Raw genomic sequence first — 15530 nt, forward strand, 5'->3', positions numbered from 1 at the left:
AACAAAACTTTAGTTCAAATCGGAAGAAGCTATTTTCTCCAATGTAAATTGAATAAGTTCATCAATTGTTTTCCTCCCATTTTTAGAAAACTCGCCATTGGCTCGATTCGCGAGAATTGCATTTAACGAAATGGCTCGGTGTCCATGTAGTTTGGCTAATCCATAGATGGCCGAGGTCTCCATTTCAAGGTTGGTGATTTGATGATTTTGATAGGAAAATGCTGCAAGTCGCTCATTGAATTCGGGTATAGCCGGAGTCAGTCGAAGACTTCTTCCTTGCGGACCGTAAAATCCTGAATTTGTGATTGTTATTCCAAATCGTATACGATTTGATGTAAATTGGTATGCCAGTTTTTCATCAAAATCCACGGCATAAGGTCTGATATTATGGGTGTCCCAATCTAAGTAGTCATTGAGCTTGGATTCCAAATCACTGTTGCGCGCCTGTCCACTGTCATAAAAGTGCAAAAGTCCATCAAGTCCAATAGCCGAGGAACTCAACACAAATGAATCAATAGGGATGTCTGGCTGTATGCTTCCTGATGTACCAATCCGTATAAAACTGAGCTGTCTTTTTTCTGTCTTGATGGTTCGTGAAGCGAAATCAATGTTGGCCAGAGCGTCCAATTCGTTCAAAACAATGTCAATATTGTCCGTTCCAATACCTGTTGAAATGACTGTAATCCGTTTTCCTGAAACACTACCGGTATGGGTAACAAATTCCCGTTTTTTCTTTTTCAGTTCAACGGAGTCAAAATATTTGGAAACTTGAGATACACGGTCAGGATCACCTACAGTGATTATGGTATCTGCAATATCTTCGGGAAGAAGGTTGAGATGGTAGATGCTGCCATCAGAGTTCAGAATCAATTCTGAGCTGCCTAAGGACATATATCTAGAGCTTTAAAATACGATTGGTATCGGTATTGTACAAGAAGTTATACTTTAAAGAACCTCCTAGATATAATTGATTATCACGTATTTGAGAATAATAATTATTCTTATTTTCTAACACCTCCATACCTTTCTTTGTCAATTTGACAGGATTGAACGAATTGAACAAGGGTTTTAGGGAAGTGATGATGCGTTCATATTGCGAATCGCCAAACCCATAAAATCCTTGATCGGTCAATAAATTACCTAAAAGTTCCTTTTTGGATTTAGGTTTTTGTGTGACGGAAACATCCAAAATGTGATTTTCCAATTCGTTTAGACCATTTTTAATGGTTGGAAAGCGCTTTAGATGGGTTTTGAGCGCATCAGAAAGATATTCAAATTGGAAATCATCATTATTGATAAGGTTTTCCAGGCGAATGGGATTATCACTGCAGTACAATTGCCAAACATAATCGGCATATTCTATATCGTCTTGGGTGAGCATAATCCTGTTCTCATAAAGCTCAATGAGCTTTTCATCACTCAGTTCGCTAAGACCATAAAATTTATCGGTATCATCCTCTTTGCCACTGCATACCAATGAGATTTCGGCATGCCTTCTATGGGTTTTCAGCCAGCTAAGTACAGCCAGCATATTGATTTGGCAGAATAAATCATACTCAAACCAAAGTACAATGTGGTCTTGTTGTTTGTGATTACAAAGCGAGCGATACTCTTTCAGTGTTTTTTCAACAAACCAAGACTTTGAAATCTTGTAGTTTTTGTTTAAAAATTCAAATCGTGTTTTCCAGAAAGATTCACTGCCAACCGTACATAAAGTTTTGCCTTCGCAGAGCATCTCCCTCCATGTAATAATATCCCCCTGTACTTGTAGCGATTGTAATTTAGACGTGAAACTGTCCCCGTTGGTTATGTGCAACAGTGATTTCATTTTCAGTTCAGTTTTCGTTGGTTAGGAAGAATAAAAGTAAGATTTATAGCAAGAACACAAAAATTTTTTCATAAAACATTGGTTTTCAATATTCAGATTTAACATGGAAAAGGGTTGAAATCATCAACCGCCAACTCTTTTTACGGAAAATCCATGGTCTTTTAAAAAGTCCATGATCTTATCACGATAATCCCCTTGGATAATGATGGAATCGTTTTTATAACTTCCACCTACGCCCAAAAAGGTCTTGAGGTCCTTCGTCAATTTCTTAAAATCCGAATCAGCTCCGTTGTACCCTTCCAAAATAGTGATAGGTTTGCCTTTTCGTTTTTCGTACTTGCAGATAATGGGGTCGTCTTGAAGCCAATAATCGGGCTTTTCACTTTTATTTTCAGTATTTTCCTCAGGAACATGGTCTGGAAACAAGTTCTTGAGTTGATCCTGCAGGTCCATATCTTATTTTTTTATCAATCCGAGTTCAATCAAACGTTCATGAAGGTATTCCCCTGCGGTGGTGTCTTCAAATCCTTTTGGATGTTTTTCATCTACACAATCCTCCAAACAGTTTAATGGCATTTCGCTAATGGGGTGCATAAAAAACGGAATGGAATAACGGGAGGTGCCCCACAGTTCCTTGGGTGGGTTCACCACCTGGTGAATTGTGGATTTTAATTTATTGTTGGTCAATCGGGAAAGCATGTCTCCAACATTGATCATCAGTTCATTGGGTTGGGCAATGGCATCTACCCATTCGCCTTCATGGTTTTGTACTTGCAATCCTTTCCCGTGGGCTCCCATGAGTAAGGTAATTAGATTGATGTCCCCGTGAGCTGCGGCACGCACCGCATTTTTCGGTTCTGCGGTAATAGGAGGGTAGTGGATGGGCCGTAAGATGGAATTTCCATTTTTAATGTATTCATCAAAATAGGTTTCTTCCAATCCCAAATGCAAAGCCAAAGCCCTAAGCACATATTGGGCTGTTTTTTCCAGCATTTTATAAGTTTCCTTACCTACGGCATTGAATTTTGGAAGTTCGGCCACGGTAACATTGTCCGGATATTCAGCTTCCAGTTTTGGATTGCTCTCCACATACTGTCCAAAATGCCAAAACTCCTTCAAATCCCCTTCTTTTTTTCCTTTGGCATGTTCTTTTCCAAAGGAGGTGTACCCCCGTTGACCGCCAATGCCCTCAATCTCATAGGTGTCCTTTACGTCCTGGGGCAGTTGAAAAAACTTTTTGATTTCCGAATAAAGGTCTTCCACAAGCTGGTCGGACAAAAAATGTCCACTCAACGCCACAAATCCGATATCTTCAAAAGCAGCTCCTATCTCTTTGACAAATTTTTCTTTTCTGACGGGGTCCCCAGATACAAAATCTTCTAGGTTTACACTTGGAATTGCACTCATGCCATCAATTTTTTGATTACGTTCAAAAGTAATGAATAATGCTGAACGTTCTGAATTTTGAAGTGGGATGGATGGCTTTTTTACTACATTTATCCCGTTGAATTTTCAAGATATGCGATATCACATTGGGGATTTGGATCACCAAAAGTTACGGGACCTATACTTGGGAATGCTAAAGCCCAGAATGATTGAGGAAAAGATGCTGATTTTGTTGAGGCAGGGCAAGATTTCCAAATGGTTCAGTGGAATAGGGCAGGAGGCCATTTCAGTGGGCGTGACCCAAGCCCTGAAAGCAGAAGAGTACATCCTTCCCATGCACCGAAACTTAGGGGTTTTTACTTCCCGAAACATACCCTTACATCGATTATTTTCTCAATGGCAGGGAAAGCGGAGTGGTTTTACCCAGGGTCGCGACCGAAGCTTTCATTTTGGCACCCAAGAATATAAGATTGTTGGGATGATTTCGCATTTAGGCCCTCAATTGGGAGTAGCGGATGGAATCGCGTTGGCCGATTTATTGGGAAGGAAAAAGCGGGTCACAGCTGTCTTTACGGGCGAAGGTGCTACCAGCGAAGGGGATTTCCACGAGGCCTTGAATATTGCCTCAGTTTGGAACCTTCCCGTTTTGTTTTGCATCGAAAATAATGGATACGGATTGTCCACCCCCACTAATGAACAGTACAACTGTGAGAATCTAGCAGATAGGGCCAAAGGTTATGGTATGGAATCCCGAATCATTGACGGCAACAACATTTTGGAGGTTTACACCAAGGTGGACGAACTCTGTAAAGCTATGCGAAAACGGCCGCGCCCCATGCTATTGGAGTTTAAAACCTTCAGGATGCGAGGTCACGAGGAGGCCAGCGGCACCAAATACGTTCCAGAAAAGCTGATGGACAAATGGGCCAAGAAAGACCCTATTGCCAACTACGAATCTTTTCTTTTGGAGGAAAACATCATTTCCCAAGGGGAGATTGAAAAGCTTAAGGAGGAAATTTCCGAAGAAATCAATGAGAATTTGAAAATGGCTTTTGACGAATCTCCAGTTTCTTTTGATGAAACTAAAGAGTTAAATGAAGTTTATCAATATTTTGACTACCAGCATATTGAACCAATAGAAGAATTGGAGAATATTCGCTTTGTAGATGCCATTTCCCAAGGCTTGGAACAATCAATGTACCGTCATAACGAATTGATCATCATGGGTCAAGACATTGCCGATTATGGCGGGGTTTTTAAAATTACCGAAGGCTTCACCTCTAAGTTTGGTAAGAGTAGAGTCCGAAATACGCCTATATGTGAATCTGCCATTGTTTCCACAGCTATGGGATTGTCCATTAATGGAATGAAGGCAGTTGTTGAAATGCAATTTGCGGATTTTGTTAGTTCCGGATTCAATCCCATCGTTAATTATCTGGCAAAAGTGCACTACCGCTGGAACGAAAAAGCAGATGTGGTCATTAGGATGCCTTGTGGCGGTGGAGTGGGAGCAGGACCCTTCCATTCCCAGACCAATGAGGCGTGGTTTACCAAAACCCCTGGACTCAAAGTGGTGTATCCTGCTTTTCCTGCAGATGCTAAAGGATTGTTGAATACAGCCATCAACGACCCCAACCCTGTGCTTTTCTTTGAGCATAAAGGACTGTACCGAAGTGTATACGGCGATGTTCCCAAGGATTATTACACCCTGCCCTTTGGAAAGGCCAATTTACTAAGGACTGGAAACTCCATTACCGTGGTCAGTTATGGCGCTGGGGTGCATTGGGCCATGGAAGTATTGGAAAAACATCCAAATATTGACGCAGATCTCGTAGATTTACGAACACTTCAACCTCTTGATATGGATACTGTCTTCACTTCGGTGAAAAAGACAGGAAAGCTAATAATTTTACAAGAAGATACGTTGTTTGGCGGTATAGCCAGTGATATTTCAGCAATGGTCATGGAAGAATGTTTTCAGTATTTGGACGCTCCCGTTAAGCGAGTGGGAAGCTTGGAAACTCCCGTTCCCTTTGCCAAAGCGCTGGAGGAAAACTATCTACCCAAACAGCGGTTTGAATCAGAATTATTGAACCTTTATGCTTACTAGAAAAAAAGTGTTAACGTTTTTTTAACAAAACAAAACACTAATTCTGGTGTCTCACACGTATATATGTAAACTAAAACTCCAAATTCTTATGGTAAAACAATTCTTTTTTGTTGCATTGGCGGGAATAGTATTTGCGTCGTGCTCGGTTTCCAAAAATGCAAGGAGCCAACAGAACCTCATGAGTGGTACTTGGTCCCTGGACAACATTTCTTATGAAAACAATTCGGGTAATTTTAAATCCGTCATCTTTAATGATGCCGAGGATATTTGCTTTGAGGGCAGTGACTGGTTCTTTCGGGACAATAACAGCACCGGTAGATATACCATAGCCCAAAGCACGCTTTGCAACGGGGGCGACCGTTTTTTTAGATGGTCCGTGGTTGAGCCTTCCCAGAACTACAGCAGTCAGTTGCAGTTCAAGTTTATCGATGAAAACCGAAAGGACATATCTGGGGGATATGGCTATCGTTTGAACATTGTAAACCTAACGGAACAAGCCATGACCTTAAAATCCAACGTATCGGTTGACGGACAACCAGTAACCATAGTCTACGAATTCTCAAAAAAATAATTACATGAAAAATATCTTATTAAAAAGTACAACTGCTTTTTTGGCCCTAACGCTAATTATAAGCTGTGATGCAGTGAAAAATGCCAATAACACCCAAAAAGGAGCTGCTATCGGTGCCGGTGGAGGTGCTGTTATCGGTGGAATTATTGGTAATAATGTTGGAAGTGGAAATACCGCCCTTGGTGCCATTATCGGAGCCGTTGTTGGTGGTGCTGCTGGAGGCTACATCGGCAACCGCATGGATCGCCAAGCTGAGCGTATTGAGGAAGAGATTCCAGGTGCAGAGGTTAAGCGTGTAGGAGAGGGAATCAATGTAACCTTCAATGAAGATGCCGGTGTATATTTTGATACCAACAAGTCCGAAGTTAAAGGAACTTCAGCAGAGACATTGAACAAATTGGCTGGTATATTTATGGAATACCCTAAATCCATTATTTTGGTGGAAGGCCATACCGATAGTGCTGGAAGCGATGAGTATAACTGGAAGCTGTCCCAGCAAAGAGCTGAGTCGGTAACAAGCTATTTGGTTTCCAAAGGAATTTCAAGTGGCAGGTTCACCACAAAATGGTATGGAGAAACGCAACCGCGTGAAAGCAATGATACCGCGGAAGGAAAAGCGGCAAACCGACGTGTGGAGTTGGCTATCATGGCCAGTGAGGAATTGAAAGAGGAAGCCTATGAACAGACCAAAGGGTAATAACCAATTTCAAGATAACCAGAAGGCCCGATGTATTGCATCGGGCTTTTTTTATGGTAATCCGCTATGTTAATTAACAATAATTTGAAATTGGGCAGATTCTAAAATGTAAGAAAATCACTATCTTAAAGGAAAATTTAGAAGTCGCAAATATGGCTCCCGTTGCCGAACAAAATACCCATCAAGTTCAGGAACTCTTGGTCCGCTTGGAGCGGAACAATAAGGTGATACAGCGACTTTCCAAAAAATTGACTTCCTATACCTGCGAACCCAATAACCCGTCCTGCTTTGAAAAACTGTACGAGATAAAGAACAGTTTTAAGACCTTCCGAAAGCATCAAGAACACATTGCAGAGCTATTAAAAAGCCAAAAAGATGATGCTAGGGAATTGAAGCAAAAAATTGAACTTCATTTGGAGCGTTTCAAACAATTGGAAAAAGCCATTGCCGGATATCTCTTGGGCACTCAACAGCATCATTGAACTTTTCTTCCTCCACCATCTACATATGACTCCAATTTATTGGAAAAGTTAAAGGGCAATCTGTTTTGTACTCTTTCAAACATGCGTAATATTGCAAGGCAATCGCCTAATAATATGCTATGGGAAAATCCTCAAATTCCGCACTGGTATTCCTTGCCTTTTTTGCCATTTATGTTTTTTGGGGTTCCACCTATCTGCTGAATAAGATTGCGGTTACAGAACTGCCTCCATTTTTATTGGCTTCATGCCGATTTGTAACGGCGGGTTCATTAATATTCATTTTGGCCAAAATCTTGGGGATTTCTCTCAAAATCACCAAAAAACAATTTATCAACGCCGTTATCGCAGGAATTCTTTTTTTGAGTTTCGGAAACGGGGTAGTGGTTTGGGCACTTCGGTATGTGGACAGTGGTTTTGCTGCCTTGGAAATTTCAGCACAGCCCCTCATCATTCTATTGCTGATGCGCATTTTGCAAGGTAAAAAAATTCAGCCCATGTCTGTGGTGGGAGTGGTGTTGGGAATCGTTGGTATTTATTTACTGGTGAGTCAAAAGCAGGTAATAACCCAGGAAGATTCCATAACAGGCATGATCATGATTTTTGTGTGCATGCTGAGTTGGGCGTATGGGAGCCTTTTTGTGGCACGTGCCGAACTTCCCACTAATTATTTTGTAAACACCGGATATCAAATGTTCACGGCAGGAATTATTTTGGCCTTGATGAGTTTAGTTTTTGGCGAGGAGTGGAGCTCGCCCTTGGACTGGAGTACACGAGTACAATGGTCTATGGTACTCTTGGTTATTTTTGGAAGCATCTTGGCTTTTACCTCGTTCAATTATCTCTTAAAAGCGGTTTCGCCAGAAAAAGTGGCCACCTCAACCTACGTCAATCCCATTGTTGCCCTGTTGTTGGGATGGTATTTTCTGGATGAGCAGATTACGGTTCAATCTGTGGTGGCGGCTGTGGTTTTGCTCACAGGTGTATATTTTATCAACACCAAAAAGACCTTGGCCATTTTTGAACGGTTCAAGCAATGATCGTCACGCTCCGGATTTTTCCTTTAATTCCTTGAGGGCCCGGTTTAAACTTCGTGTGGTCACCCCTATATAATTGGCAATGTCTTTTTTGGGAATTACCTCTGTAAGCTCTGGAAAAAGTTTTTTCAACCGAAGAATATTGTCCTCAATGGGGTAGGCATGTTGGTACGAGTGTCTGGGAGCTTTGTATCGAATTTTATCTGCCAATGCTTTTAGGATGAGCATATTGAAATGTGGGTCAGTCTTTAAAAGTTGATGAAAACCATCATGGGAAACCGAAAACACCTTCAGAGGTGTTATGGATTCCACCGAACAGATGGTCAATTTGTTGCTGAATACTTCCAATTCGCCAAACTCCATGCCTTCACCCAAAAACTCTTGGATGAATTCCTTTCCATTTTCATCCGAGATGTAACACTTTGCAATCCCTTCCCGAATTAAATAGACCTTCCTGTACCGGTGGTCCTGCTCCATGATTTTATGCTTCGCACCAAATGCCTCTTCATGGATATTATGACTTCCTTGTTGAAAAAGTTTTTCGGTATAAGCAACTAGTTCTGGATTGGTACGAATCATTTTTAACCAGTGGGACAAATGTCCTTTTTAAAACAAATGGATTGCGATTTCTTTGCTATAAAATTACACAATAGGAGTGAAGACCATAGCCAGACATAGCGCAAAATTGACAGGAAGTAAGATGTACTCCTCAAAATTTATTCTGATCTGTATGGGGTCATTGCTTTTCTCGGCCAGCTTCAATATGCTGATTCCAGAGCTTCCGGCTTACCTCTCCAGTCTGGGCGGTGCAGAATACATCGGACTGATCATAGCCCTATTTACATTTACCGCTGGTGTCTCCCGACCTTTCAGCGGTATACTTACGGATACCATCGGTAGAAAACCTGTGATGCTTTTTGGGGCTTTTGTTTGTTTGGTTTGTGGCTTCTTTTATCCCATTCTCACAACAGTTTCCGGATTTTTGGTGTTACGGTTGCTGCATGGTTTTTCAACGGGATTTACCCCAACTGCAGCTTCCACTTTTGTATCCGATGTGGTGCCCCAGCATAGATTGGGCGAAGCCATGGGCATTTACGGCATTGCTTTCAGTACAGGGATGGCATTGGGTCCTGCCTTAGGTAGCTTCATAAAACTGCATTTTTCCTATGAAGTTTTGTTTTATAGCTCCTCAGCCATGGCCTTTTTGGCCTTGCTGTTGATTTTCAACCTTAAGGAGACTCTTCCAAAACGAAAAAAGTTTAGCTGGAGTCTGCTCAAGATTTCACGGAACGATGTCATTGCTCCTGAAGCCCTTCCCGCTGCCATAGTCAACTTTTTGGCTTATGTAGGGTTTGGAGTGGTGCTCACGCTGATTCCAGATTGGACAGAGGCCGTTGGTTTTGCCAATAAGGGGATGTTCTTCATTGTTTTTACCATTTCTTCCCTTTTGGTAAGGGTAGTGGCTGGGAAATTATCCGACCGATATGGAAGAACCAAAGTAATCGTAGTGGGTCTGATACTGTTGATTTTGGCCCAGCTATGGATTGGAATTTACAACAATCCCACAGGGTTGATGGTGGGAGCGGGCATCTACGGATTGGCTATGGGCGTGGCTACGCCAGCCATTTACGCTTGGACCATAGATTTAAGCTTACCCGGACAAAAAGGAAAGGCCATGGCTACCATGTATATTGCCTTGGAGGCAGGAATAGGCTTGGGAGCCCTATTTTCTGGCTGGTACTATCAGGAAAGTGTAGCCCGAATTCCCCATGCGTTCTATGGTTCTGCAGTCCTAGTGCTGTTGGGGGTCGGTTACCTCTATTTTAGAAAAAGAAAAACCAGTACTTAGTTTAAAATGTCAAAGCGGTGGGTATACTTTATGGTGAACGTTTGATTATCGATGCCATCGATAAGGTCATCATCCTTGACCACATTGAAAACCACAAAAAGACCGGTGTTGGCATTTTGTAACCAACCAAATCGGGCATTTACCGAAGTGATGTTGGATACATTGTTTCGCTGAATCAAACTTTGGATAAAGATTCGGGGTGTAAATGAATAGGAGAGTCGCAATCCACCTACCAAAGCTGTAAGATCACCAGTGTCCAATTGAATATCGCTGTGGCTCATGGTCAATGAACTATTGAATCTATCTCCAATCCGATACTTGGCCGTACCGCTGTTAGTAATCTGGTGCCCATTGAAATATCCCCCGATAATGGTTCGCGTATCAAAGGAAAGTGCAGTATTGGGATTGGTGGTTATGACCAACTGCAGCTCTTCATTATTATAGTAGCCCACTGGGACGGTAACGTCTGAAATGGTAAATTCTTCAAACACCTGTTCTGCAGTAAAGTTGATTCCGGTATGGATTTCAAACCCACTTTTAAGAACCCAATGATTATCAATATGTAAAAAGCTAGTGACCAGCTCATCATCAAAATTCCAATAACCGCGATAGGAAACATGTGGACGAATTTCCAACAACTTTCCTGCGTCTTTGAATCGATGCGCCTTAAAGACCAGAAACTCAGGTTTCCTAAAGGCAGTACGTTGCAAAAAGCCCACTTCGGGATTAAAACCTTCACCCACTTCGGTATACCCTGCATTAATGTTCCAACCTCCCCACTCATAATTCCCCAATAACTTAAATGCATGGTCTCCATTTTCTATTCCTGGGGTTACACTTTTTGCCACAAAACCATTTATTGTGGCTTTGTTGCCAATACCCCATTTGCCATCCATGGCATAAACGCGGTTGTAATCATCGTCCATTTCGCCCAAACCAGCCCTATTGATAAAAATACCACCGAGGGAAGAACGGGTGCCCCCAAAATTATGATTGACCCGTGCTACAGTAAAATTGTTTTTTTCAATGGCTGCTTCTACTACATCATCGGTGAACATGCTCAAGAAGCCCACGTTGGTCTGACCCACTTTACCAGATAATCGTGCTCCACCAATAATGGGCACCAAGCTACCATCGTCGCCAATACCTATACGTCTACTAAAGAACAAATCCACTTCGCCAGGGCTTCCCACGCCAAACTGACCTGCATTTTCCAAAAAGAAGGCCCTTTTTTCAGGAAAGAAAAGGTTGAATCGGTCCAAGTTCACCTGCTGGTCATCCACTTCTACTTGGGCAAAGTCGGTGTTGTAGGTAAGGTCCAACGTAAGACTGGGCGTAACACTGTATTTGATATCCGCCCCAGCATCAAAATTGGTTTCAGTGTCGTCCATAGCTTTATCGTTCACATGTTGACCCAATACATAAGGGATAAGTTTCAGGTTGCCGGGGTTTCTAAGATTCAACCCATTTAAATTCCCTGCCAAGGACAATCGTTTCATATCAAAACCCAATGGAAGGGAAGTCCAATAGGCCGTTTCGGTATTTTTACTGATGTTCCGTTGGAAATTCAACCCCCAGGTCTTGTTATCTCCTGGTGCGTACCGCAAAGAACGAAATGGGATGGCAAATTCGGCACTCCAGCCATAGTCACCCAATTGTGAGCGCACCTTCCATGTCGCATCCCAGTTGATGTTTGTGCCACCTATAACTCCACCTTGCTGGCGATTGGCATTGAAGTTACCTTTTCCCTCGTTGTCAATTTGGGCATCATACTCCATACCTTGGGCATTGGTGCCAAAAAGGAACCCATTTTGCCGATCGTGATAGGTGTCAATGATAAAAAGAAAGCTGTCCTCATCATTCAGGTCAGCATCGCGACGTGAATCGGAAACCACAATACCATCAGCATCAGCATCATAGCAAATCACTGAAACATAAAAGGTGGTACTGCTATAGGCAATGCGAACCTCTGTTTTTTCTGAGACCAGCTCACCGTAATTCGGCCGAATTTGGATCAAGTCGGTTATAGCGGGAATCATTTGCCAAACCGGGTCGTTGATAATTTCTCCATCCACAACAGGATCCTCCTCCAGCACAGTGGCATAATAGTTTGGTTTGGTTCCAGTTTGGGATTGCGGTGAAGTTTGTTGGGATTGTAGGTGACCAGAACAGGCCAGCAGAACAAGAAATGACAATTTTGCAAAGGGGTTTTTCATAAAATGAGGTCTGGTTTGCTGTTAAATATACTTCTAAAATCAGAAATGTTCGGGAGATTCATTATTTTGTAGTAAGCTTTTGATTTTGAAACAAATGAGAACACTACTGCATTTAGGGATATGGATATTGATAGTGGCCGCTATGGGTTGCGGAGGGACCAAGACAACCGCTTCTGCTGAAGAAATAGAGGCTTTGGACAATTTGGTAGCGAATAGATCATTTGAAATCCAAGCCCGATGGGCCAGACCTATGCCCAGCCAAGCTCTAAATAGTATTTCAAACGCTCAACTGCTTCCCAACGGAAGTAATGCAAGCCGGATAGACATTACAGGAAACGCAAGTTATTTAAGGCTGGTCGGGGACCAAGTTGAGGCTGATTTGCCCTATTATGGAGAACGGCAAATGTCTGGCGGTTATGACCCGCAAAGGACAGGGATACAGTTTGAGGGGCCGCCTGAAAATCTTCAGATAGAACGAAACTCAAAGACCATGGGCTATACGATGCGGTTTAATATTAACAATGGCATAGAAAGCTTTCAAGTGGTGGCCCAGCTAATGCCATCGCGAGCCAGTTCATTCAGTATTGTGAGTTCGCACAGAACCCAAATACGATACGAGGGTACACTTTCAGAATTTGAAGAGGAATAAGGCTACCACGAAATGGGGCTATAAGATGGCCCAATCTTCAGTTTTTTTCCAGAAGAAAGTAGGGTGAACTCATCACGGCCTTCTTTCTCAATGGCCACAATCTCGTTCCTATTGACAATATACTTGCGGTGAATCCGAATAAAATCGGGTTGCAATTGTTTGGCAAGTTGCCCCAGGGTGGTCCGTTTGATGTAGGTTTCTTTTTTGGTGTAAAAGTTAAGATAATGCCCTTCAACCTCTATCCATTGGACCAAATCAATGGTAAGCGTCACCGTTTTTCGACCCTTAAATACCTTGATGGTTCTGGTTTTCTCTTTTGATACATAAACATATATACCTGTTCCGAGCACAAACAATAAATGGTACAAAGCCTCACGTCCAAAATAATATCCCGCATAATCGGCATCCACGAAAAAATCAAAATAACCAAAACTGTGCAGAATGATGTTGGATACGAGATAAAAAACAATAAGACAACAAAAAGCAGTGAGGAAGGTCAAGGGCCAAAACCAATTTTCAAACCGTATCTGAATCTTTTTTAAAATATAAAGACACAGCACCAAAAAAGGAAGAAAAAATAGAATGGAGAAACAGAGGTATACCACACTTGTCCACAGATTATAGCTATCGTGGTGACTATAGCGAATCATGTTTTGAACCAATGTAATCCCAAAAATGATGACTAGCAGCACTATGGATAAAACATAAAATCGCCTTTCATTCGGAATTGTCCGCATTTTCATAAAAATCAGGTGTCTAACAAATATACGGATAATGCCCAGTGTCTTGTCCTATTTGGTCGCAAGTCAACTAAAGACCTCTTTAAATATTTTTTCCGTGAGTCCTTTAGACTGGAGCCAATCGGCCAATTCCTTTCGCTCACCGACTTGGGCGTGGTGCAAAAGGGTAAAACCATGTGGGCCGTAGGAGTTGAGCAAGTGCGGATAATCGGTCAGCATTTTTTTAATGAAATCATCATAGCCCAAAAATGCATAGTTAAAGATATCCAAACGGGCACCTCTGCCCACCAAATAATCCACAATATCCTTTCTGCCCATGTGTGACGCCCCGCCAACCGCGGTTTCAAAATCCCCTTTTTTAAATTGACTGGTGGAATTTAAAAGCAAGGGGTATTTTTTGAGGATGCGTTGCGTTTCTTCGAGACTCTTATGCGCAGCAAATACAAACTCTTGAATGAGGTCGTAGTCAAATAGCTCTTCTTGGGGAGTACTTTGCTGTGCCATAAGAAGGGATGGTGTTACCACTGCCATGCCGCCCAAGTACAAATTCCGTTTAATAAAAGTTTTCCGATCCATAACGTCTTTGTTTGTTGTGCCAAAGGACTTTATTTTTTGGAACATTGGGACTACAAGAACCTGCTTTGTCCTAAACTTGTACGAGAACGGCATGAAATTTCTAGCTTAGTCCAATATTTAGATGATTTTGCCTTAGCTTTATCCACCAAGAAACCAAAACGCCATAAAAATTTCAATGATGAAGACCATCCGATTCACTTCAAAGTCAATTTTCATAGTTCTCTTTTCTCTCCTTATAGTATCCTGCAATGGCAAGAAAGGGGAGAAGAATGATACAGCTTCTGACGAACAATCCCAGCCAGATAATGTTGATGGTGATAACCCAACATCATCCAAATTGCCCTTGGATCGTCTGAACCTCCCTGAAGGGTTTAAAATTGACACCTATGCCGAAGGGATAGAAGGGGCCCGATCTATGGCCCTAGGTTCTGATGGGACTTTGTTTGTGGGCACTCGGAATGAAAATAAAGTCTATGCCCTTAAGGACACCGATGGGGATTTTAAGGTGGATGATGTCTATACCATTGCCGAAGACTTGGAACAACCCAACGGCGTTGCCTTCAAAGATGGGGCATTGTATGTGGCTGCGGTAAGCAAGTTGTACAAATATTCCAACATTGAGGGGTCACTTTCAAGTCCTCCGACACCCGAATTGATCTATGATGACTATCCAACCGAATTCCACCACGGCTGGAAATACATAGCCTTCGGCCCTGATGACAAACTCTATGTTCCCGTGGGAGCACCCTGTAATATCTGTGACCGAACCGATGAGGACGAGCGTTTTGGCACCATCACCCGAATGGATGCAGATGGCAATAACCGGGAAATTGTGGCCCATGGGGTACGGAATACCGTTGGATTTACGTGGCACCCCGATACTGATGAGCTGTGGTTTACAGACAATAATCGTGATATGATGGGGGATGACCTCCCTCCGGGAGAACTGAATCGATTGGCCGAAGTGGGCCAACATTTTGGTTATCCTTTCTGTCATGCTGGCACTATTCCCGACCCTGAGTTTGGTAGTCAACACCCCTGTTCCGATTTTGTCCCCCCGGTACAACCCTTGGGCCCCCATGTTGCAGCGCTTGGGGTAAAATTTGATACAGGAAACATGTTCCCCTCATCATATAAAGGGCATGCCTTTTTAGCTGAACATGGTTCTTGGAACCGCTCCAAGAAAATAGGGTACAGGATTACATTGGTAAAATTGAACGGCAATGAGGCCGTTAGTTATGAGCCTTTTATCGATGGTTGGCTGGATGATGAAAGTCAGGAAGCCTTTGGTAGGCCTGTGGACCTGCTCTTTATGGAAGATGGCTCCTTATTGATTTCCGATGATGAGGGCAATGCCATCTACAGGGTCACGTACGGTGGCTAATCATACAG

General features: G+C 42.5%; 16 protein-coding genes. 8 read left to right on the top strand and 8 right to left on the bottom strand.

The features are described from left to right. Positions 1-9 precede the first annotated feature (9 nt). From J0X14_RS12725 to J0X14_RS12740, 4 genes are all read right to left on the bottom strand, one after another. Positions 10-891 carry a nucleoside phosphorylase gene (locus J0X14_RS12725; RefSeq protein ID WP_207098176.1) on the bottom strand — a complete coding sequence of 294 codons (882 nt, stop codon included), beginning with the start codon at positions 889-891 and terminating at the stop codon, positions 10-12. 4 nt (positions 892-895) lie between these two features. Further along, positions 896-1828, bottom strand: a complete 933-nt coding sequence (locus tag J0X14_RS12730) for a DUF1835 domain-containing protein (protein WP_207098177.1) — start codon at positions 1826-1828, stop codon at positions 896-898. A 123-nt stretch (positions 1829-1951) separates the two neighbouring features. After that, the gene (locus J0X14_RS12735) at positions 1952-2281 is read right to left on the bottom strand and encodes a translation initiation factor (protein WP_207098178.1); all 330 of its coding nucleotides are present in this window, start codon (positions 2279-2281) and stop codon (positions 1952-1954) included. A 3-nt stretch (positions 2282-2284) separates the two neighbouring features. Further along, positions 2285-3235 carry an isopenicillin N synthase family dioxygenase gene (locus J0X14_RS12740; RefSeq protein ID WP_207098179.1) on the bottom strand — a complete coding sequence of 317 codons (951 nt, stop codon included), beginning with the start codon at positions 3233-3235 and terminating at the stop codon, positions 2285-2287. Positions 3236-3347: 112 nt separating this feature from the next. Here J0X14_RS12740 and J0X14_RS12745 point away from each other — a divergent pair, with 112 nt between their 5' ends. The 5 genes from J0X14_RS12745 to J0X14_RS12765 all read left to right on the top strand — a co-directional run bounded on the left by J0X14_RS12745 (position 3348) and on the right by J0X14_RS12765 (position 8111). Continuing rightward, positions 3348-5324: a thiamine pyrophosphate-dependent enzyme gene (locus J0X14_RS12745; protein WP_207098180.1), complete on the top strand. Its 1977-nt coding sequence runs from the start codon at positions 3348-3350 to the stop codon at positions 5322-5324. A gap of 88 nt (positions 5325-5412) precedes the next feature. After that, a complete protein-coding gene (locus J0X14_RS12750) occupies positions 5413-5895 on the top strand; it encodes a lipocalin family protein (RefSeq protein WP_207098181.1) in 483 nt (160 codons plus the stop codon). 4 nt (positions 5896-5899) lie between these two features. Beyond that, positions 5900-6592: an OmpA family protein gene (locus J0X14_RS12755; RefSeq protein ID WP_207098182.1), complete on the top strand. Its 693-nt coding sequence runs from the start codon at positions 5900-5902 to the stop codon at positions 6590-6592. A gap of 152 nt (positions 6593-6744) precedes the next feature. Beyond that, positions 6745-7074 (top strand): hypothetical protein, encoded by a 330-nt coding sequence (locus J0X14_RS12760; protein ID WP_207098183.1) that lies wholly within the window; start codon positions 6745-6747, stop codon positions 7072-7074. Between the two features lie 119 nt (positions 7075-7193). After that, positions 7194-8111, top strand: coding sequence for an EamA family transporter (locus J0X14_RS12765; protein ID WP_207098184.1), 918 nt, complete (start codon positions 7194-7196; stop codon positions 8109-8111). A gap of 3 nt (positions 8112-8114) precedes the next feature. On the opposite strand, the gene J0X14_RS12770 is transcribed toward J0X14_RS12765, so the two are convergent. Then, the gene (locus tag J0X14_RS12770) at positions 8115-8687 is read right to left on the bottom strand and encodes a Crp/Fnr family transcriptional regulator (protein WP_207098185.1); all 573 of its coding nucleotides are present in this window, start codon (positions 8685-8687) and stop codon (positions 8115-8117) included. 151 nt (positions 8688-8838) lie between these two features. On the opposite strand from J0X14_RS12770, the gene J0X14_RS12775 reads away from it, so the two are divergent. Further along, a complete protein-coding gene (locus tag J0X14_RS12775) occupies positions 8839-9957 on the top strand; it encodes an MFS transporter (RefSeq protein WP_242528021.1) in 1119 nt (372 codons plus the stop codon). Here the strand turns inward: J0X14_RS12775 and J0X14_RS12780 are convergent. Continuing rightward, positions 9954-12173: a carbohydrate binding family 9 domain-containing protein gene (locus J0X14_RS12780; RefSeq protein ID WP_207098187.1), complete on the bottom strand. Its 2220-nt coding sequence runs from the start codon at positions 12171-12173 to the stop codon at positions 9954-9956. The genes J0X14_RS12775 and J0X14_RS12780 overlap by 4 nt on opposite strands. 94 nt (positions 12174-12267) lie before the next feature. Between J0X14_RS12780 and J0X14_RS12785 the strand changes: the two genes are divergently transcribed. Next, complete coding sequence (locus tag J0X14_RS12785) at positions 12268-12822, top strand: DUF4251 domain-containing protein (protein ID WP_207098188.1); 555 nt, start codon at positions 12268-12270, stop codon at positions 12820-12822. 2 nt (positions 12823-12824) lie between these two features. Here the strand turns inward: J0X14_RS12785 and J0X14_RS12790 are convergent, their stop codons facing one another. Together J0X14_RS12790 and J0X14_RS12795 are read right to left on the bottom strand one after the other, a co-directional pair. Next, a complete protein-coding gene (locus J0X14_RS12790; RefSeq protein WP_207098189.1) occupies positions 12825-13472 on the bottom strand; it encodes a LytR/AlgR family response regulator transcription factor in 648 nt (215 codons plus the stop codon). Positions 13473-13628: 156 nt separating this feature from the next. Beyond that, complete coding sequence (locus J0X14_RS12795; RefSeq protein ID WP_207098190.1) at positions 13629-14138, bottom strand: hypothetical protein; 510 nt, start codon at positions 14136-14138, stop codon at positions 13629-13631. A 175-nt stretch (positions 14139-14313) separates the two neighbouring features. Between J0X14_RS12795 and J0X14_RS12800 the strand changes: the two genes are divergently transcribed. Then, entirely contained in the window at positions 14314-15522 is a 1209-nt protein-coding gene (locus J0X14_RS12800) for a PQQ-dependent sugar dehydrogenase (protein ID WP_242528022.1), read from the top strand. Positions 15523-15530 lie beyond the last annotated feature (8 nt).

It is taken from the genome of Allomuricauda sp. CAU 1633 (genome assembly GCF_017313225.1).
Classification (GTDB): Bacteria; Bacteroidota; Bacteroidia; order Flavobacteriales; family Flavobacteriaceae; genus Flagellimonas.